General features: G+C 62.0%; 20 protein-coding genes. 11 read left to right on the top strand and 9 right to left on the bottom strand.

Annotated features, from left to right (window positions below; all coding sequences use genetic code 11):
• The first annotated feature begins 43 nt into the window (after positions 1-43).
• The 3 genes from ACR9ZC_RS05745 to ahpF all read left to right on the top strand — a co-directional run bounded on the left by ACR9ZC_RS05745 (position 44) and on the right by ahpF (position 3,703).
• A complete protein-coding gene (locus ACR9ZC_RS05745) occupies positions 44-1,288 on the top strand; it encodes a hypothetical protein (RefSeq protein ID WP_481579480.1) in 1,245 nt (414 codons plus the stop codon).
• 156 nt (positions 1,289-1,444) lie between these two features.
• A complete protein-coding gene (gene ahpC / locus ACR9ZC_RS05740) occupies positions 1,445-2,008 on the top strand; it encodes an alkyl hydroperoxide reductase subunit C (RefSeq protein ID WP_331570717.1) in 564 nt (187 codons plus the stop codon).
• 93 nt (positions 2,009-2,101) lie between these two features.
• Positions 2,102-3,703 (top strand): alkyl hydroperoxide reductase subunit F, encoded by a 1,602-nt coding sequence (gene ahpF / locus ACR9ZC_RS05735; RefSeq protein ID WP_481579479.1) that lies wholly within the window; start codon positions 2,102-2,104, stop codon positions 3,701-3,703.
• A gap of 115 nt (positions 3,704-3,818) precedes the next feature.
• Here ahpF and fae read toward each other — a convergent pair whose 3' ends face one another.
• Both fae and ACR9ZC_RS05725 read right to left on the bottom strand, forming a co-directional pair.
• The gene (gene fae / locus ACR9ZC_RS05730; RefSeq protein WP_331570707.1) at positions 3,819-4,352 is read right to left on the bottom strand and encodes a formaldehyde-activating enzyme; all 534 of its coding nucleotides are present in this window, start codon (positions 4,350-4,352) and stop codon (positions 3,819-3,821) included.
• Positions 4,353-4,544: 192 nt separating this feature from the next.
• Positions 4,545-4,964: a secondary thiamine-phosphate synthase enzyme YjbQ gene (locus ACR9ZC_RS05725; protein WP_331570705.1), complete on the bottom strand. Its 420-nt coding sequence runs from the start codon at positions 4,962-4,964 to the stop codon at positions 4,545-4,547.
• Between the two features lie 97 nt (positions 4,965-5,061).
• Between ACR9ZC_RS05725 and ACR9ZC_RS05720 the strand changes: the two genes are divergently transcribed.
• Entirely contained in the window at positions 5,062-5,559 is a 498-nt protein-coding gene (locus tag ACR9ZC_RS05720) for an N-acetyltransferase family protein (RefSeq protein ID WP_481579478.1), read from the top strand.
• Between the two features lie 114 nt (positions 5,560-5,673).
• Here the strand turns inward: ACR9ZC_RS05720 and ACR9ZC_RS05715 are convergent, their stop codons facing one another.
• On the bottom strand, positions 5,674-5,847 hold the full coding sequence (locus ACR9ZC_RS05715) for a hypothetical protein (RefSeq protein WP_331570701.1): 174 nt from the start codon (positions 5,845-5,847) through the stop codon (positions 5,674-5,676).
• Positions 5,848-6,078: 231 nt separating this feature from the next.
• On the opposite strand from ACR9ZC_RS05715, the gene ACR9ZC_RS05710 reads away from it, so the two are divergent.
• From ACR9ZC_RS05710 to ACR9ZC_RS05700, 3 genes are all read left to right on the top strand, one after another.
• Entirely contained in the window at positions 6,079-6,396 is a 318-nt protein-coding gene (locus ACR9ZC_RS05710; protein ID WP_481579477.1) for a DUF4148 domain-containing protein, read from the top strand.
• Between the two features lie 460 nt (positions 6,397-6,856).
• Positions 6,857-8,665: a S10 family serine carboxypeptidase-like protein gene (locus ACR9ZC_RS05705; RefSeq protein ID WP_481579476.1), complete on the top strand. Its 1,809-nt coding sequence runs from the start codon at positions 6,857-6,859 to the stop codon at positions 8,663-8,665.
• A 46-nt stretch (positions 8,666-8,711) separates the two neighbouring features.
• On the top strand, positions 8,712-9,104 hold the full coding sequence (locus ACR9ZC_RS05700) for a 2-oxoglutarate dehydrogenase (RefSeq protein WP_481579475.1): 393 nt from the start codon (positions 8,712-8,714) through the stop codon (positions 9,102-9,104).
• Between the two features lie 29 nt (positions 9,105-9,133).
• Here the strand turns inward: ACR9ZC_RS05700 and ACR9ZC_RS05695 are convergent, their stop codons facing one another.
• Together ACR9ZC_RS05695 and ACR9ZC_RS05690 are read right to left on the bottom strand one after the other, a co-directional pair.
• Positions 9,134-9,880 (bottom strand): GNAT family N-acetyltransferase, encoded by a 747-nt coding sequence (locus tag ACR9ZC_RS05695; protein ID WP_481579474.1) that lies wholly within the window; start codon positions 9,878-9,880, stop codon positions 9,134-9,136.
• A 41-nt stretch (positions 9,881-9,921) separates the two neighbouring features.
• On the bottom strand, positions 9,922-10,638 hold the full coding sequence (locus tag ACR9ZC_RS05690) for a pyridoxamine 5'-phosphate oxidase family protein (protein ID WP_481579473.1): 717 nt from the start codon (positions 10,636-10,638) through the stop codon (positions 9,922-9,924).
• Between the two features lie 71 nt (positions 10,639-10,709).
• Here ACR9ZC_RS05690 and pdxR point away from each other — a divergent pair, with 71 nt between their 5' ends.
• Positions 10,710-12,200: a MocR-like pyridoxine biosynthesis transcription factor PdxR gene (pdxR, locus tag ACR9ZC_RS05685; protein WP_481579472.1), complete on the top strand. Its 1,491-nt coding sequence runs from the start codon at positions 10,710-10,712 to the stop codon at positions 12,198-12,200.
• 27 nt (positions 12,201-12,227) lie between these two features.
• Here pdxR and ACR9ZC_RS05680 read toward each other — a convergent pair whose 3' ends face one another.
• Genes ACR9ZC_RS05680 through ACR9ZC_RS05670 form a run of 3 tightly spaced genes read right to left on the bottom strand, consistent with a single transcriptional unit; the run spans position 12,228 to position 13,587 of the window.
• A complete protein-coding gene (locus ACR9ZC_RS05680) occupies positions 12,228-12,644 on the bottom strand; it encodes a VOC family protein (RefSeq protein ID WP_481579471.1) in 417 nt (138 codons plus the stop codon).
• Positions 12,641-13,192 (bottom strand): helix-turn-helix transcriptional regulator, encoded by a 552-nt coding sequence (locus ACR9ZC_RS05675; RefSeq protein ID WP_481579470.1) that lies wholly within the window; start codon positions 13,190-13,192, stop codon positions 12,641-12,643. Before ACR9ZC_RS05675 ends, ACR9ZC_RS05680 begins: the two co-directional genes overlap by 4 nt.
• Before the next feature lie 56 nt (positions 13,193-13,248).
• Complete coding sequence (locus tag ACR9ZC_RS05670; RefSeq protein WP_481579469.1) at positions 13,249-13,587, bottom strand: hypothetical protein; 339 nt, start codon at positions 13,585-13,587, stop codon at positions 13,249-13,251.
• 198 nt (positions 13,588-13,785) lie between these two features.
• Here ACR9ZC_RS05670 and ACR9ZC_RS05665 point away from each other — a divergent pair, with 198 nt between their 5' ends.
• Complete coding sequence (locus ACR9ZC_RS05665) at positions 13,786-15,255, top strand: aminotransferase-like domain-containing protein (protein WP_481579468.1); 1,470 nt, start codon at positions 13,786-13,788, stop codon at positions 15,253-15,255.
• 126 nt (positions 15,256-15,381) lie between these two features.
• Complete coding sequence (locus ACR9ZC_RS05660; RefSeq protein WP_173256948.1) at positions 15,382-15,576, top strand: hypothetical protein; 195 nt, start codon at positions 15,382-15,384, stop codon at positions 15,574-15,576.
• 88 nt (positions 15,577-15,664) lie between these two features.
• On the opposite strand, the gene argG is transcribed toward ACR9ZC_RS05660, so the two are convergent.
• Positions 15,665-16,999, bottom strand: a complete 1,335-nt coding sequence (argG, locus tag ACR9ZC_RS05655) for an argininosuccinate synthase (RefSeq protein WP_173256949.1) — start codon at positions 16,997-16,999, stop codon at positions 15,665-15,667.
• 252 nt (positions 17,000-17,251) lie between these two features.
• On the opposite strand from argG, the gene ACR9ZC_RS05650 reads away from it, so the two are divergent.
• Positions 17,252-18,502, top strand: coding sequence for an MFS transporter (locus tag ACR9ZC_RS05650; RefSeq protein WP_481579467.1), 1,251 nt, complete (start codon positions 17,252-17,254; stop codon positions 18,500-18,502).
• Positions 18,503-18,557 lie beyond the last annotated feature (55 nt).

Here is an 18,557-nt window from a genome sequence, read left to right as displayed (position 1 = left end):
GAGAACTGCATCCGACCGGCTGACAATGGCGGCGCATCGTCCTTTGACGGCTGCGTCAGATGCGGCCTGGATCGGACGATTGCCGGGCGGTCAGCGTGTGAGAAGCGCGCTGACGCAGGCCGCTGAAAAAGCTGCTGTCGCACGTGCAGTGGGTCCCAATCTAAAGACTTTGCTCGGCGACATCGATCCGCTCGACGCGGCGATCGACACCCACCAGCGCGAACAAATGCTGAGCGCGATAAAAAATCTGGGTTTGAGGGCGGAAATCGCAGTTGTCGACGAGAACGGCCAATTGAGCCCGGCAGACAGCAAAGTCTTCGAACAGATTTACATGGAAAACTTCCCGGCCGCCGAGGCAGTTCCGGTCAAGACGATCCAGGCGGCAATGGCAAATCGAAAGGCGGCCGGCACGGAACTGGACGGCAAGCGTTTCACGCTCTGCTATACGGGCAAGCTGCCGGGGGAATCCGAAGACAAGCGCCGGCCACTCGCATTCGCGCAAGGTGGCACGCTCGATGCCGGCAAAAACGGCATGGTCAGTTTTGCCGAGTATCTTGCCGTTCAAGACGAATTTCGCGGCCATGGGATGCTGCATGTGATGCTGGGCTTCGTCGATGCATCGGCTATGGCGGCGGTTGCCAAGCATAACCAAACGACGGGCGACAACAAGGCAATGCTCGGGGCAGTGTGGGAAATCGATCCGAAGGGGCGCGGCGAGACTGCGGAGGACCGCCTCTATACGATTCAACGGAACCGGATTTATGACCGTGCCGGCGCGCTAGTCGTCATGGGGCAAACAAATGATGAGCGCCTCGTACCCGTGCACGCACAGCCTGATGTGACTCCTGACGGCAACACCGGCAATTGGCATCTGCATTTCGTCTACCGCCCCAACCCCGGCAGCCCTGCGTTCGACAAAGACGCACTCGTGGCCGCCAGCCAGAGCTATGACGACTATTTCCGCGACTGGGCGGCAACCGGCCAACCGGGCGTTGACGAAGCCAAGATCGTCGAAGCGGCCTGGTATAAGGGTGAGTTACATGCAGGGTTCGACGAGGTCGCGCTGATGAAGCCGAGCGATGCGCCGAGCGACTGGGACATGGCACGCGACGACCCGCTCGTCGCACAGATCGTCGCGGAAGGATTCGGACTTGTGCGTGGGGACGGGTCAAGCTACAGCGACGCAGACTTCGCGAATCCCGCTATCAGGACCGAGATCGCCGCTCGTGCGGCGACCGCATTTGCGCGCGAACTCGAGGAGGCGAACGCGGCCGCGGAGGCCGAGTAAAAACGCTGCTGCCCGTCCCGCGGGCCGCGCTCTGGTTGGCGCAATGGGACCGATAGCTTCCCTCAATCCGATTGATATTGACAATCAAATTCACTGATCGATAGCTTCTGGTCATACTGCACTCACTTTCCAACCCAACCAGAGGATTTACGCGAAATGTCGATCATCAACAGCCAAGTCAAGCCGTTCAAGGCCACCGCTTATCACAATGGCGACTTCGTGACGGTCACGGACGAGACGTTCAAGGGCAAGTGGTCCGTCGTTTTCTTCTACCCGGCCGACTTCACGTTTGTCTGCCCGACGGAGCTCGGCGATCTGGCTGATCGTTATGCCGAATTCCAGAAGCTCGGCGTCGAAATCTACAGCGTGTCGACCGACACCCATTTCACGCACAAGGCGTGGCACGACACGTCGGACACGATCGGCAAGATCAAATATCCGATGATCGCGGACCCGACGCGTGCGATTGCGCAAAACTTCGATGTCCTGATCGAAGAAGAAGGTCTGGCGTTGCGCGGCACCTTCGTCATCAACCCCGAAGGCCAAATCAAGCTGTGCGAAATCCATGACAACGGCATCGGCCGCGATGCAGGCGAACTGCTGCGCAAGGTGCAAGCTGCGCAATACATTGCGGCTCACCCGGGCGAAGTCTGCCCCGCGAAGTGGACGCCCGGCGCCGAAACGCTGACGCCGTCGCTCGACCTCGTCGGCAAGATCTAAGCCTTTCTCGCCCGGCAGGATGCGGCGCCGTCTGCTCGATGGCGCCGCGTGCAGCCTGCCTCTCTCCGCCCCATTCGACATACCGGATCAGTCATGCTTGACGCGAATCTCAAGACCCAACTGAAATCATATTTGGACAAAGTCACGCGGCCTATCGAGATCGTCGCATCGGTCGACGACTCGGCCAAATCGCAAGAGCTGCTCGCGCTGTTGCGCGAGATCGCCACGCTGACCGAACGCGTCGCCGTCATCGAACGGCGTGACGACGACGAACGCAAACCGTCGTTTTCGATCGGCGAGCCCGGCAAGGCCGCGAGCATCCGGTTTGCCGGCATTCCAATGGGGCACGAATTCACGTCGCTCGTGCTCGCGCTGCTTCAGGTTGGCGGGCACCCCATCAAGCTCGAGCAAGCGGTGATCGACCAGATCCGCGAGCTCGACGGCGATTACACGTTCGAAACGTATTTCTCGCTGAGCTGCCAGAACTGTCCGGAGGTGGTGCAAGCGCTGAACGTCATGGCGCTCATCAATCCGCGTATCCGTCATATCGCGATCGATGGTGCGCTGTTTCAGCACGAAGTCGAGTCGCGCCAGATCATGGCCGTGCCCACGATGTTCCTCAACGGCGCGGTGTTCGGGCAAGGCCGCAGCGGCGTCAAGGAGATTCTCGCCAAGCTCGACGGCAACGCCGGCGCGAAGGCCGCCAAGGCGCTCGAGAACAAACCTGTTTTCGATATGCTCATCGTCGGTGGCGGCCCCGCGGGCGCCGCGGCCGCAATTTATGCCGCGCGCAAAGGTATCGCGACGGGTGTCGCGGCCGAGCGTTTCGGTGGTCAGGTACTCGATACGCTCGCCATCGAGAATTTCGTTTCGGTGCAGGAAACGGAAGGTCCCAAGTTCGCCGCCGCGCTGGAAGAACACGTGAAGCGCTACGAAGTCGACATCATGGACGCGCAGCGGGCGCAGGCGCTCGTGCCCGGGGAAATCAACGAAATTCATCTGGCCAACGGTGCGGTGCTGAAGGCGAGGACTGTCGTGCTGGCCACGGGCGCGCGCTGGCGCGAAATCGGTGTGCCAGGCGAGCGCGAGTATCGCAATCGCGGTGTGGCGTACTGTCCGCACTGCGACGGTCCGCTCTTCAAAGGCAAGCGCGTGGCCGTCATCGGTGGCGGCAATTCGGGTGTCGAAGCGGCGATCGATCTCGCCGGCATCGTTCGGGAAGTCACGTTGCTGGAATACGGCGAAACGCTGCGCGCGGATGAAGTGCTGCAACGCAAGCTGCGCAGCCTTTCGAACGTGACGGTCGTGACGCGGGCGCAGACGACGCAGATCGAAGGCGACGGCAAGAAAGTGACGGCGCTGAGCTATACCGACTTGCGTTCGACCGAGACGAAGCGCATCGAACTCGAAGGCGTGTTCGTGCAGATCGGACTCGTTCCGAACACCGAATGGTTGACGGGAACCATCGAGCTCTCTTCGCACGGCGAAATCGTCGTCGATGCGAAAGGCGCGACGTCGCTGCCGGGCGTGTTCGCGGCCGGTGACGTCACGACGACCCCGTTCAAGCAGATCGTGATTGCCGTCGGCGATGGGGCCAAAGCGTCGTTGGGTGCATTCGATTACCTGATTCGCAGCGGCACCGGGCAGCCGGTCAGCGTGCCTGCGAACCGGGAAGCCGAAGCCGCGCTTGCCTGAGGCGGGTCCGAAAACCACAAGGGAAAAAAACGAACGGCGGGCACCGCTCCATTCGAGCGATGCCCGCCGTTCGTCGTTCAGCGTTTATCGGGCCGCTTGCCGCCGCTTACCGTTTTCAGCTCCAGTCATCCATATCGTGCTTGATCGCATGACGGTTGGCGATCAGCGTCTCGACGCTCGGCTCGTTCGACATGGCGCGCTGGATGGCGAGCTTGGTTGCTTCGTAGTTGGTGCGATACATATCCTTCTTGTCGAAATCCGGATCCGTCACGCACCGCGGATCGATCCAGACGAGGCTGATGATGCATAGCTCGTTGGCCTGATCTTTGGGCAAGATGCCTTCGATCAGGCAATCCACGACGGCATCCGCGGTAGCCGATTGCACGACGCCGCCGAAAAGCTCGATGGTGGCCATATCCTTCAACGTCACCTTCGGGACCATGATCGTGGCCGGACGCACCATTTGATTGCAGGCTCGAATGGCGAACATCGCCGTATGGCCTTTCGTCTGGGCCATCATATTGGCGAAGGCGTGCCCGACCGGGCCGTCGACGCGGCCGATCAAGATCTCGGGCATCGCATCGGTGGCCTGGCCCGGCGCCGCGAAAACGGTAGCTTCGCCCGCGCGAAAGGTCATATCAATGGGCATGGAATCGACTCCTTTTGAAAGTGCAACGACAAACGATTGAATCCGTATTCCGGCAATCGAAGGGGGCGGTGAATGCAATGTTGATGCCGGCTCTCGAAGCGCCGCCATGGGCCCCCGCGGGCGTTTGTCGAGGGAGCAAAGTGTCAGCGTTCCGATACACAGTGAGCCGTGGCGCAGGAATCAACGCTGCCGCTATTGCCCGATGAGGTGGAGCACGATATCGCGCGTATGCGGTTGCCGCCGGTGTTCGAACACGTAGATGCCTTGCCAGCTGCCCAGTGCGAGCCGGCCATTTTCGAGCGGGATGGTCAACTGGACTTGTGTCAGCGCGGCGCGCAGATGTGCAGGCATGTCATCCGGGCCTTCCGTGTCATGCTCGTACCGGTTCGGGTCTTCAGGTGCGACGGTCTCGAAGTAGCGCTCGAGATCGCGGCGCACCGAAGGATCGGCATTTTCCTGTATGAGCAGCGAGGCTGAAGTATGGCGGCAAAAAACGGTGAGCAAGCCGTTGTCGATCGGCTGGCGATCGACGAACTCGCTAACCTCCGTCGTGATCTCGACGAGTCCTCGGCCGCGCGTTCCGACATGCAGATGTTCGAGGGCTTGGCGCATTTGGGGTTCCTCCGGAACGGCAGTTCCTGCACAACGAAACCAAAGGTAACATGCTCTTGCGAAGAATTCGCAACCCAACACAGGAGTCAATAAGCGAATGGAAATTGCGATACGGGACGCGATACCCGCCGATGCGTCCGTCATCCTCGACTTCATCAAGGAATTGGCAACTTACGAGAAGGCTGCGGATCAGGTTGTTGCGACGGTCGATTCGATCAGGAGCGGTCTTTTCGGCGACGGCGCGCACAGTCGTGCGCGCATCTGCGAAGTGGATGGGCAGCCTGCTGGTTTTGCCCTTTACTTCTTTTCCTTTTCGACATGGCAGGGGCGTAAAGGCCTGTACCTGGAGGACCTTTACGTCACGCCGCGCTTTCGCGGCGCGGGCGCCGGCAAGCACTTGCTGCACGATCTCGCCAGAATTGCCGTCGCGACGGGATGCGGACGTTTCGAATGGAGCGTGCTCGATTGGAACGAACCCGCCATTCGGTTCTATGAATCCGTTGGCGCGAAACCGCAGAGCGAATGGGTCCGCTATCGGTTGACCGGCGACGCGTTGCAAGCGTTTGCGGACGACCGCGAGATCAAGGTCGATTGACGGCTGCATCGCTCGAGGCGCGCGTGCGGCATTGGGCTTCCTTTACCAATGGGGCAGCGACATGGGGACGCCGTGCTTGCTGCGGGCCGCATGCCGCTTGCCACGTCATGCGCGTCAGCCCACCGGCGTTTCCCCTTCGCCCGGCTTCTTGCCTGGCTTGTCGGCGGGTGATTGCTTGCGTGCCTGATCGCCGCGTTCGGGCATCTTGCTGCGCGCGTCGTCGTTATGGTGCGCGGGTTTCGGGTGCTTGAAATCGGCCTGCTGGGTATCGTTTCTCGTCTGATTCATGGTGTGCTCCGTTCGGTCGTCCAGCGTGAAAAAGACAGCAAATCGCGCGCCTGAGCCAACATTGCGGAAGGGCGCGGCTCCGACAGACCAAATTGATTCGCCCCCGAAATAATCGGTGATAAAGCGGTAATGAACTGCCCGTCGTTTCTTAAGTTTCGTCGACTATCCTGGATAGCGCCACTTTTCGAATGCCACTTGGCCCGTGGCCGAAACTACGGAGGTATGTCGATCATGAACGGTTTATTCCGTACTGTCGTTATCTCGTCCGCGCTCGCGCTGCCTGCATTCGCGCTCGCGCAGCAAACCAACGGTCCGGTGACTCGAGATCAAGTTCAAAACGACCTGCGTCAACTCGAGGCGGCGGGCTATAGCCCGGCTGCCGGCGAAAACGCTCAGTACCCAAACGATATCCAAGCCGCTGAAGCGCGCGCGCAAGGCAACGCGCAGACCGGCATCGGTGGTGCGACGAGCGGCACGTCGCAATCCGGACGCTCGATGGAGCCCGCCCCGGAATCAGCTCAGCCGTCGACAATGCAGCCGCCGCAGTAATCGCGGGACATGCGTTGATCCGACCTCGTCCATGGCCAGGTGCCGCGCCTCCAAGCGCGTGCAACCTGGCCTCTTCACAAGTGCCGCTCGTTCGGCCATCAAAAGCACAAAAATAGCGTTCCGCGGAATTCCTCCTTGCCAGGCGTCATCGAATCGCAAGCCCCCGCCTCGATATGCGTTCCTTTTGAATCTGACAAATTGAAAGAATAGAGAGGCGCCTTGAATTGAGCATTGTTTACGATCGACCGTCTTGACAAAATCAAACCTTAAATCTAGTTTCACTATCGTTGAATAGAAAGTCGGACACTCCTAAAAATGGTAGTGAAGTAATAACAACCTCTGATTCGCATAGAAATGCTGATTTAGTCGGTAAGTGCTCGTATTTTTTATTGAAAATGACGGGCTGGAAATCGGCTTGTCTGTTATTCGCCGTCGGCCCGTTCAACCATGAAGGACAGACATGAGACCGGACCTCAGCTGTAGCGCCAGGAGCGCGGGCCGCCAGGGACACTTCATCGGGCTCGGCGCATTGGTGGTGGCAACAACGATTCTCTCAGCCTGTGGCGGCGGAGATGGCGGGTCATCCGCGGCATCGAGTGCAATGCACGCGAGTGCGGGCGCAAGCCAGCTCGCCAATCAGGCGCAGACGGCGAATCAGCCCTATACCGATCCAATTGCCTATTCACCACATGCGAAAGACGGCCTCGACGTGTCGCAAGTCGCTGAGAAATCCGCTGTCATGCATTACCAATGGACGTCCGGCGGGAAGACGCTCAATTACACGACGACCACGGGCCATTTGACCGCATCCGACGCGAATGGCAAGCCCGAAGCGACCATGTCATACGTGGCGTATACCGTGCCGAGCACGAACGGCACGCCGCGCCCTGTGACGTTCTTCTATAACGGCGGGCCGGGTTCTTCGTCGATCTGGCTGCGGCTTGGATCGTTTGCGCCGACGCGTGTCGCCACCCCGGACCCGCTGCTGACGAACTGGCCCAACTATCCGCTCGTCGACAACGAGCAAAGCCTGATCGATACGACCGATATGGTCTTCATCGATCCCCCCGGTACGGGCCTCTCGGAGGCCATCTTGCCGAACACGAATCAAACGTTCTGGGGTTGCGATTCCGATGTCGGCGTCATGCGTGATTTCATCAGGCGTTATCTGGCGGTGAACGATCGCGGCGATTCGCCCCTTTATCTCTTCGGCGAGTCGTACGGCACGCCGCGTACCGACATGCTCGCGCTCGCGTTGGAATCGGCCGGCGTGCATTTGTCTGGCATTGTCCTGCAGTCGTCGATTCTGAATTACTTCGCCGATGCCATCGAAGCGGTGGCGATCACGAATTCGACGAGCGCGCTTGCGCTGGACACCGATACGTTGAGCGGCTATCTGCCGGCCTATGCGGAAGTCGCGGCCTACTATAACCAAGTCCAGCCCGCGCCGGTCGATCCCGGCGTCTACGCCTGGCAAGTCGCGACGTTCGTGACCGGCGAATATCGGCAGTTCCGCAAATACGCGCAGACCTGGGTGCTCAGCCAACTGGGCATTCCCGACGCGCTGGGCAAGCCCGTACTGCCGAATCAGAACGTACTGTCGTCGTGGACCTGGAGCTCGGGCATGACGATGCAGGCGTTGAACGGTTACTTCAACGTGAACCCGTTCTTCACGGCATTGTTGCCCGGGACGACGATCGGGCGTTACGACGGACGCGTGTCGCTGCCGAACTCCGATCCGCGCCTGCAAGCCGATTCCGACCCGTCCGACATTCTCATCGCGCAGCCGTTCGCGAACGCACTGGCAACGCAAATGCCGGATTACCTTGGCTATAGCGCGCCGAACGCCACGTTCATGCCGCTCAACGACGAGATCATCCAGGTGTGGGATTTCTCGCATGACGGCCAGCCGTTGCCCGACACGGTGCCGGATCTGCTGGCTGCGCTGACGCTCAATCCGCAACTGAAAGTGCTCTCGCTGAACGGCTACCACGATCTCGCGACGCCCTTCTTCAACACCGAGAAGCAGTTGGCTCGTTTGCAGACGGTAGCTGGCCTGTTCCCCAATCTGCAAGTCACGTTCTACCCCGGGGGGCATATGATTTACCTTGACGACACGGCGCGTCCGCAGATGAAGGTCCAACTGGCTGATTTCTATCAGGGGCAGTGGATTCCAGGCGCGCTCGGCCTCTGGATGTTGCCTCCGCCGTGGCGCGACGAGGCGCCGGCCGGCACGCCGACCGAGACCGCGCAGACTTCGGCACTCTAGCCCGCGATCGCGGTCAATTCGGACACTTATCTATCGAGAGCTCAACATGTCTCCAATCGATATCCGACGTGGCGCTGTCCTGATCGCTGTTTGCCTGGCGGCAGCCAGTGCCCAGGCGACACCTCAGGCCGTCGCTCCGGTCACCCCCGCGCATCCCGGCGGCGGCGTGGACGGCCCGTATTTCCCGCGCGCGCGCGTCGCACCCGTCGCGCCGTCGACGGGTGCCCTGCTGCAGCAACAGGCCCAACAGCGGCTCGAGGCGCGCCTCGGCGCGCATTCGGCACTCAGCAACGGTGCGGCCATCACCAAGGCCCAGGCGCAGCAAAACGGGCTGGGATACATCGCCCGGCACTTCGATGAAATCGACACCGCTCATACCGGGCGCGTTTCATTGAGCGACGTGCGGCAATATCTGCAGCAAAAACAGCAGCATCAGTGATCGATGCCCAGCGCGGCGACGCCCGCAGTTCACGCGCCGCCGCGCTGCGATTCGATCAATGCGCGAAGCGACAGGCGCTGGCGTCCCTCGGCATCGAAGTTCTCCGGTGCCAGCCAGTGCTCGAAACCTGCCTTGATGGCAGGCCATTCGCGATCGATGATCGAAAACCAGGTTGTATCGCGCGAACGGCCCTTATAGACGATCGCCTGGCGAAAGCAGCCTTCATACTGGAAGCCATAGCGCAGCGCGGCAGCGCGCGACGGTGCATTCAGACTGTCGCACTTCCATTCGAAGCGGCGGTAGCCGAGCTCGTCGAAGACACGTCGCATCAGCAGGTACATCGCCTCGGTCGCCAGCGTCGTTTGTTTCAGCCGGGGCGAATACGCCACGTGGCCGACCTCGATGACACCGTTCGCGCAGTCGATGCGCATCAGTGCGAACGTGCCGAGCGCCTCGTTCGACACACGATCGACGATGGCATGATGCAGCGCGTCCGTGCTGGCCGCGTTCCGCTCGAGGTATGCGCGCAAACGCGCTTCATCGGTGAGCGGCTCGGCGTTCGCCATGTAGGTCCAATCGCGCGTATCGGGCGCCATGCTGAACGAACGCCACAGCGCGGGGCCATGGCGATCGACGTCGAGCGGCTCGATCCGGCACAGGCGCCCATCGATCGGCGTGCGCGGCGGCCACTCGCGCGGTGTCCAGTCGGGCAGCGGAGGACCGATCGGCTGATCGAACTCATTGAGGATCGGCGAGGCATCGCATGTCGAACTCATGGTTTCTTCTCCTGGTCTTTGCGCGCTTCCGAGGGCAGTATTCATGCTTTCGCCGCTTCGCGCCAGTCGAGCACGTAACGGGGCGTCTCGCCCGGCGAGGCTGCGGCGATTGGCGCGCGCGGTGCGAGCGCCAAGGGCAGTACACCAGCCCATACGGGCAACGCCAAATCTTCCTCGTCGTCATTCGGGCCGCCCGTGCGGACCTTGCACGAGGCTTCGTCGAGCGCGATACGCAGCACCGTGGTGGCTGCGAGTTCCTTCGCATTGCCGGGGCGCGCATGGCGCGACCGCCCGGGAGCGAGCGTTTCCATGAACGCATCGAGTGTGGCGGCCTTCTGCGATTCGGGCACGACCTCGAATACGCCGTAGATGATCGCGCAGCGGTAGTTCATCGAATGATTGAACGCCGAGCGCGCGAGGACGAGCCCGTCCAGATGCATGACGGTGATGCACACCTGTGCTCCGTCGGCCGCGAGTTTGAGCATGCGGCTGCCGTTCGAACCATGCACGTATAGATGGTTGCCCTCCCGCCAGCATGCGGTGGGAATGTTGTGCACGCCCTCCGAATCGGCGAAGGCGATATGGCAGACGTAGGCATCGTCGACGATCGCCTCGAGCGTGGCGCGATCGTATCGGCCCCGTTGCGGTACGCGCCTCACGCGCGTACGGGTAGAGCTTGGCGAATTCGTTTCTTCCGCGGACATCGTTGCCTCGTTGTGGTTCCTAAAACGCCAAGCGTAGAAAAAACGTGGCACCATGGGTAGACCCACGAAACGACGATATTTTGGGGCCACGATTCGATGCCACCGATGCCACCGATGGAGCCGCGATGGACTACGTGTTGATGTTCGCCGAATACGCACGCGAAGTGCAAGGGAGTGCGGACGCCCGTCAGTCCCGACAGCAGCGGCTTTATGCGTGCTTGCGAGCCGCGATTTTGCGCGGGACGATCGCGTCTGGAACGCGGCTTCCCGCATCGCGCGTGCTGGCCCAGGAGCTCGGCGTCGCGAGAAATTCCGTCCTTTATGCCTATGAGCAACTGGCAGCAGAGGGCTTCGTCGCGGGATCGAGGCAGGGTACCGTGGTGGCGGATGTCGGGCTGACACCGCAAGCGGATGCAATCGAGCATGAGGAGGGCAAGCCGCGGTTATCGCGCCGGGCGTCGAACATCGGCCGTCCGGCGGACGATCATTCGGAGGTCGATGGGGAGCCTCGTGCGTTCGTACCCGGGCTGCCGGCGCTCGATGCATTTCCGATACGGCAATGGCGGCGTTGTCTGGAGCGTGCGTGGCGCAGCGTCGATTCGACGCGCCTCGATTTCATGTCGGCCGGCGGTAACGTTGCGCTGCGCGAAGCCATTGCCAACTATGTACGGGTCTCGCGCGGCGTGCGTTGCGACGCGGCGCACGTGGTCATTACCGATGGAACGCAAAGCAGCCTCGATCTTTGCGCACGCACGCTTGCCGACGCGGGCGATACCGCGTGGATGGAAGACCCCGGCTACGGCGGCGCACAGGCGGCATTCCAGTGCGCGGATCTGCGGGTCGTGCCGGTGCCGGTCGATGCGGACGGCCTCGCGCCGCCGCCCGCGTTGTGGCGCGAGGCGCCGCCGAAGCTCATCTACATTACGCCGTCACATCAGTATCCGCTCGGTTCGGTCATGAGCCTCGAGCGTCGGCTGATGCTGTTGCAGGCGGCCAGCGCGTGCGGCGCATGGATCCTCGAGGACGATTACGACAGCGAGTTTCGGCACCAGGGTACGCCGCTCGCGTCCTTGCAGGGTTTGGCCCCCGACGCGCCGGTCGTCTATCTCGGCACGTTCAGCAAGGTGATGTTTCCGGCGCTCCGGATCGCGTTCATCGTCGCCCCGTCTGTGCTCGCGCATCAATTGGTCAAAGTGGCGAGCCGCTTGATGCCGATGGGCCGCCTTGCGGAACAGGTCGCGCTTGCGGAGTTCATCGAGTCGGGATATTTCACGCAGCATCTGCGGCGGATGCGCAAGCTCTATGGCGAGCGGCGCGAGGCGTTGCTGGATGCATTGCATCGTCATATGAGCGGCTTGCTGACCGTTTCGGCGGGCGCGGGAGGCATGCATTTGTCGGCGCGGCTCGATATGCCCGTCGACGATATTGCCGTCAGCGAGGCGGCACGTGCACATCGCCTTACATTGCGGCCGCTTTCGCCGTTTTGTCTCGATGCGGCGGCACGCGCGGACTACCGCGGGCTGGTGCTGGGCTACGGTGCGCTGGACGCACGGCACACGGACGCCGCGGTGCGGCGTATGCGGGGTGTAATCGAAGCGATGGCGCGCGGTACCTGAGAGCGAGTCGATTCCGCGCGCCGATGCTCACGACGCGTTTTGCGCGGCCTGAATCATTTTCCAACCGTTGCCGGCAGGGTCGCGGAATCCGGCATCCACGCTGCCGAAGCGGTCCATCGGCTCTTGCGTGAATTCCACGCCGAGGGCATGGAGCTTGGCGTAGCTGGCGCGGCAATCGGTTACCGAGAGCACCAGGGGCGGCATGGCGCCCTTGGCGACCATCGCGCGCAACGTCCGTGCGGTGGCTTCGTCGTGGATGGGCGGCCCCGGCGTGAAAAGACCCAATTGGAACGAAGGCTGATCCGGATGCTGGACGGTGAGCCAGCGATAGGGCCCGTTGCGCACGTCCGCGTGGACGCGAAATCCGAGCTTGCCGACGTAAAACGCCAGCGCTTCGTCCTGGTCATCGACGTACAAGCCTACGACGTTGATACCTTCGTTCATTCGACCTCCTTGGGTTCTTTGGATGACGGCCGAACTGTATCGCCGGCCATACGGCGACGCTTCTCCAAAACTGCGATGGTGAGGTCGGGGCGCTGCGCGGCTTTCAGTACGCATGCGGGCACGCGCTCGAGCGCAGGTACGCCGGCTCGAGCCTCCTGGCGCAGGGCGCCGGGGCTCTGGCCGGTGATATCGCGGAAGGTGCGGCCAAAAGTGCCGAGGCTCTCCCAGCCGGTGGCGAAGGCGATTTCCGTGATGTCGAGATCGGTGTCGCGCAGCAGGGTAGCGGCCTGTTCGATGCGCCGCGTCAGCAGATAGCGGTGCGGCGGAAGACCGAACGCGCGCTTGAACGAGCGCGCGAAGTGCGCTTCGGAGATGGCGCTGACTTCGGCCAAACGCTTGATCGGCCATGCTTCATGCGAGGCGGCATCCATCCGGTCTTTGGCACGCAGCAGGCGGCGAAGCAAGGCCGGGTCTTCCAATGGCTCTGCGTCGGCCGACGCCTGAGCTGGGGCCGGCGACGTGGCGCGGGCGTTTTCTCGAGGAGACATAAGTTCCGTCTTTGCGACCGAAATGCGGGTAGTTTAGCTACCCGCTCGATGGTGCGCTAACGGGCGGGGTGCGGCAGCCTGAGCCAACGGGGAATCGCCGCGTTCACGATCCATGCGGCACAGCGCGCGAAGGCTGTCGAGGCAGGCTCGACCGCGCCGACTGCGGCCGTTGTGCCTGCAGTGCTTATCTCGACGAACGCGTCGCAAGGCAACCGGTACCCGTCTCCTTCGCCGAGACGCACGCGGCTGACAGGTGCGGCATCGAGCAGCCAATTCAGCGATTCGTCCCGATAGCGCAACCTCAGTGTGCCCTCGATTGCAACGATCGAGCTTCCGCGGCGCAATCGGGTGACGTGAATTTGACCTGGAACATACCGCGTTTCGTAAGCTTGCATGGCTGTCGGTCCTGAATGTGAGCGGTCTTTCGAGCTGTTTGCAGACACCTCGAGCTTACGATCGCAGTCAGGGGACGCGACAGACCCAGCATGCGGGAATCTGCAGCGATACAGCGCTTCGTTCGATCCCACTGTATCGGTCCTCAATTCGCCGATCTGTATCTGGCCTGCATGCGATGTTTGGGACACGATCGGCCCATGCCATTTCCCGACGACCCACCATTCGATCTGCCCATGCCCGGCGAGCCGCTGTACGAACGGCTCGCGGAACACTATCGCCGCATCATCGGTGCGGGCACGCTTGCTCCCGGCGACCGCATGCCCTCGGTGCGCGCATTCATGAGCCGCCATGGCGTCAGCTTGTCCACCGCAGTCCAAACGTTTCGGCGTCTCGAGGAAGCAGGCTTGCTGAGTGCGCGTCCGCGCGCCGGATATTTCGTGCGCCGACCCATCACGCGTCTCGAGACCGTACGAGAGCCCGGAATGGCCTCGTTGCCCGACGCAGCGAGGTATGTGGGCTTGCACGAACGCGTGTCGCGCGTGATCGAGCGGGCCAGCGCCTGCCCCGGTGCATTGAACCTGGGCGGTGCGACGGCGGTTGCCGGGCTCTATCCAACGACCCGGCTCCAGTCATTGACGACGCGTCTTTTGCGTCGCCGCCCAACGTTACTGACGGAGGCCGGTGCCGATAGCGGCGCGCCCGAATTTCGGCAGGCTGTCGCACGGCGTGCATTATCGGCCGGCGTCGTCGTATCGCCCGATGAAATCATCGTGACGATGGGAGGAGTCGAGGCGGTCAATCTCGCTTTACGGGCGGTGGCGCAGCCGGGCGATACGATCGCCATTGAATCGCCGGCATTCTTCGGACTCCTGCAGATCCTGGAAAGCCTGGGTTTGAGGGCATTGGAGATTCCGACGAGCCCGACCACGGGACTATCGCTGGAGGCGCTCGACATGGCGCTCTCGGCGTACGGCAACGTGAAGGCGGTCGTGGTCGTGCCGCATCTGCAGAATCCGCTCGGCTCGATCATGAGCGACGAACGCAAGGCGGCGTTGGTCAGCATCTGTGCGCGATACGGCGTTGCCATCATCGAGGACGAACCGTATCGAGAACTCGTCGAGGCCGCGGCGGCGCGACCGATCAAGGCGTGGGACCGCGAGGGGAACGTGATTTACTGTCCTTCGCTCAACAAGGTGCTGGCGCCCGGGCTTCGGCTTGGCTGGATGGCGGCGGGCAAATGGGCGAGCCGCATCAAGATGCTCAAGTTCACGCAAAGCCGTCACAACGAGATCCTGCCGCAGCTCGTCGCGGCGGAGTTCCTCGCTTCGGGCGGCTTCGACCGCCATCTGTTTCAATTTCGCGCGCGTTTGCGGGCACAGCGCGAGGCCACGGCCGATGCGATCGCACGCTACTTTCCCGAAGGCACGCGCCTCAGCCCGCCCGAGGGCGGCTTGTTACTTTGGGTGGCGCTACCGGAAGGTGTGCGTTCGGAGCGCCTGTTCGAAGCCGCGCTGGCCGTGGGCATCCGGATCGCTCCCGGGGCGATCTTTTCGAATGCCGGTCAATCCGATTCGTTCATACGAATCAGTTGTCCCCGGCCTTTCGATCGAGAGATGGATGACGCGTTGCGGCGGCTCGGTGCGCTTGCCGGCAGCCGGCTGGAATAGGTCCATTAGGGCGCAGGTGTGGCGTACACGCCGCACATTTGCTGCTGATCGTTAAAACTAGGGAAAACCCGTAGGTATTTTCGATATAATGGCGAACCGAACCCGTTTCCAGTTTCGATTCGTTAGATGAAAGCCTTTGAGAAATTTGCCTTTTCCGTCGTCACCCTATTCGGCCTGATGTGTTTTGCCGTCGTAGTGTATGGGCGAAGCCCGGAAGCGCGAGACGCCGTCCATGAAATCGTGAAGGCGGGTACCGCGTGGCCGCTGGGCGCATGCTCGATGTCGCCCGACGACCCCTGCACCATTTATTGGCTGAATTAAACAAAAGGGAGCGCCGAACACTACGGCGCTCCCTTTTGTGCTTCCGGCCAGACAAACGATGCGAATGGGCGCTATAGCGCCCGTTTTTTTATTCGCCGCCGTCTTTCAATTGCGGCAAGGCCGACGCCTCGCCGGGGGTCAGCAGGCCGACTTGCGAGTAGATCCGCAGCTTCTCGCGCGTATCGGTGATATCGAGGTTCCGCATCGTGAGTTGGCCGATTCGGTCACGCGGCGAGAACGTCGATTGCACCTTCTCCATCGAGAGCCGCTCCGGCTGATACGTCAGATTGGGCGACTTCGTGCTGAGAATCGAATAATCGTTGCCGCGGCGCAGTTCGATCTTGACCTCGCCCGTCACGGCGCGGGCCACCCAGTGCTGGGCCGTTTCGCGCAGCATGATGGCCTGGGGATCGAACCAGCGGCCTTGATAGAGCAGGCGGCCCAGCCGACGGCCGTTTTCGCGGTATTGCTCGATCGTGTCCTCGTTGTGAATACCCGTGACGAGGCGCTCATAGGCGATATGGAGCAACGCGAGCCCCGGGGCTTCATAGATACCGCGGCTTTTGGCTTCGATGATCCGGTTTTCGATCTGATCGCTCATGCCGAGACCGTGGCGGCCGCCGATCCGGTTCGCTTCGAGCATCAGCTCCACGGCATCGGTGAACTCGACGCCGTTCAGCGCCACCGGACGGCCTTGCTCGAAACGGACGGCGACCTCTTCCCTGGCGATTTGTACGTCATCGCGCCAGAACGCGACCCCCATGATCGGATTGACGATCTTGATGCCGCTTTCGAGGCTCTCGAGATCCTTGGCTTCATGCGTCGCGCCGAGCAGATTCGAATCGGTCGAATAAGCCTTTTCCGCCGACATTTTGTATCCGAAGCCCGCCTGCCGCATGAACTCCGACATTTCGGCACGGCCGCCCAGTTCGTCGATGAACTGTTGATCGAGCCACGGCTTGTAAATCTTGAGGTCCGGATTCACGAGCAGACCGTAGCGGTAAAAGCGCTCGATATCGTTGCCCTTGTAGGTGCTACCGTCGCCCCAGATGTTGACGCCGTCTTCCTTCATCGCGGCGACGAGCATCGTGCCCGTCACGGCGCGGCCGATCGGCGTGGTGTTGAAATACGTCACGCCCGCCGTCGAAATGTGGAATGCACCGCATTGCAGGGCCGCGAGACCCTCGGCGACGAGTTGCGCGCGGCAATCCACGAGGCGCGCGCCTTCGGCGCCGTATTGCGTCGCGCGGCGCGGGATCGAGTCGTAATCGTCCTCGTCGGGTTGGCCCAGGTTCGCTGTATACGCATAGGGGACGGCACCCTTGATGCGCATCCAATGCAGCGCGGCGCTCGTGTCAAGGCCGCCGGAGAAGGCGATGCCGACCTTTTGGCCGGTCGGAAGACTCTCGAGAATTGTGCTCATGAGGAAAACCGTTGATTCGGGGTAGGAGAGGTACCGCGAGATTGTAACGCCAGGCAGTCCGCCATTATGACGCAACTCGTGGCGCAGTCGCTCGTATCGTCGGAACGGGTGGTTTCTCGTGGCATGGATGATTTCCTCGACGGACTACGAAGATGCGGAATGGGAAGATGCTCTACACTCTCCGGCTTAGACCAAAACCGCGCCCAACAAAACTCGAAGGCTGCGCCGCTTCGGGCGGACGTGGCGATACTCATGACAGTGCAAACGCCGCAACCCGTGGAATCCCTCGACTCTCCACAAAGCTCAATACATCGCGGTTCCTTTCGGCGTTTTTGGGGGACGCGGGGGTTATCGTCGCTTTCGTTTCAGATGCTCGCCGTCGCGATCGGCTGGCATATGTATGCATTGACGCATAGCGCTTTCGCGCTCGGTCTGGTCGGGCTCGCGCAGTTTCTGCCGATGTTCGCACTGACGCTCGTCGTCGGGCACGTTGCCGACCGCTATGATCGCCGGCGCATCATCGCGGTCTGCCAGTCGATCGAAGCGTTGGCCGCCGGTATTTTTCTGCTGGGCACGCTCGGCGGATGGCTCACCGCCCCCGCGATTTATGCGCTGGCGGCCGGCGTGGGGGCGGCGCGCGCGTTCGAGGCGCCGTGCGTGGCGTCGCTGCTGCCGGCTGTGGTGCCGCGCAGTGAGTTGCCGCGCGCGACCGCGCTATCGAGTTCCGCGAACCAGGTCGCACAGATTCTTGGACCGGCGTGTGGGGGTGTCCTCTACGGGGTCGACCCGAGCGCGGTCTATCTCGCTTGCTTCATCGGTTTTCTCGCCGCGGCGGGTCTCGTCGTTTCGATCCCGTTGCGCGCGAAACCTGTCTCGCGTGCGCCGGTGACGTTCGAGTCCGTGTTCTCGGGCATCGCGTTCATTCGCCGCGACCCGGTCATTCTCGGGGCGCTTTCGCTCGACCTTTTTGCCGTACTGTTCGGCGGCGCTACCGCGCTGTTGCCGATTTTTGCGCGCGATGTGCTATTGACCGGGCCTTGGGGGTTGGGTGCGCTGCGCTCGGCGCCCGCTGCCGGGGCGCTCATCGGCACGCTTTGGTTTGCGCGGTTTCCGCTGCGCACGCGGCCCGGTGCGGCGATGCTCGGCGGCGTGATCGTGTTTGGCGCTGCGACGATCGTCTTCGGCTTGTCGACGAATTTTTTCGTTTCGCTGGTCGCGCTTGCCACGCTGGGCGCCTCGGACGTGATCAGCGTCGTCGTCCGCTCGTCGCTCGTGCAATTGCGTACCCCCGACGACATGCTCGGGCGGGTGAGTGCGGTCAACTCGCTTTTCATTGGCACGTCGAATCAATTGGGCGAGTTCGAATCGGGTATCACGGCCGGATGGTGGGGGGCGCGGGCGGCTGTGCTCGTTGGGGGTGTCGGTACGATCGGGATTACGTTGCTGTGGATGAAGCTTTTTCCGCCGTTGTTGCAGGTGCGATCGTTTGAGCGCGAGGGATAGTGTTTTATGGGCGTGGGTGCCGAGGTGCTCGGTTGGCGCCGTGGTTATAGGCATG

Source organism: Trinickia sp. HAY1-2D, assembly GCF_056754935.1.
The sequence above is the reverse complement of the archived record's forward strand: the minus strand, read 5'-3'. Positions and strand labels throughout refer to the sequence as shown.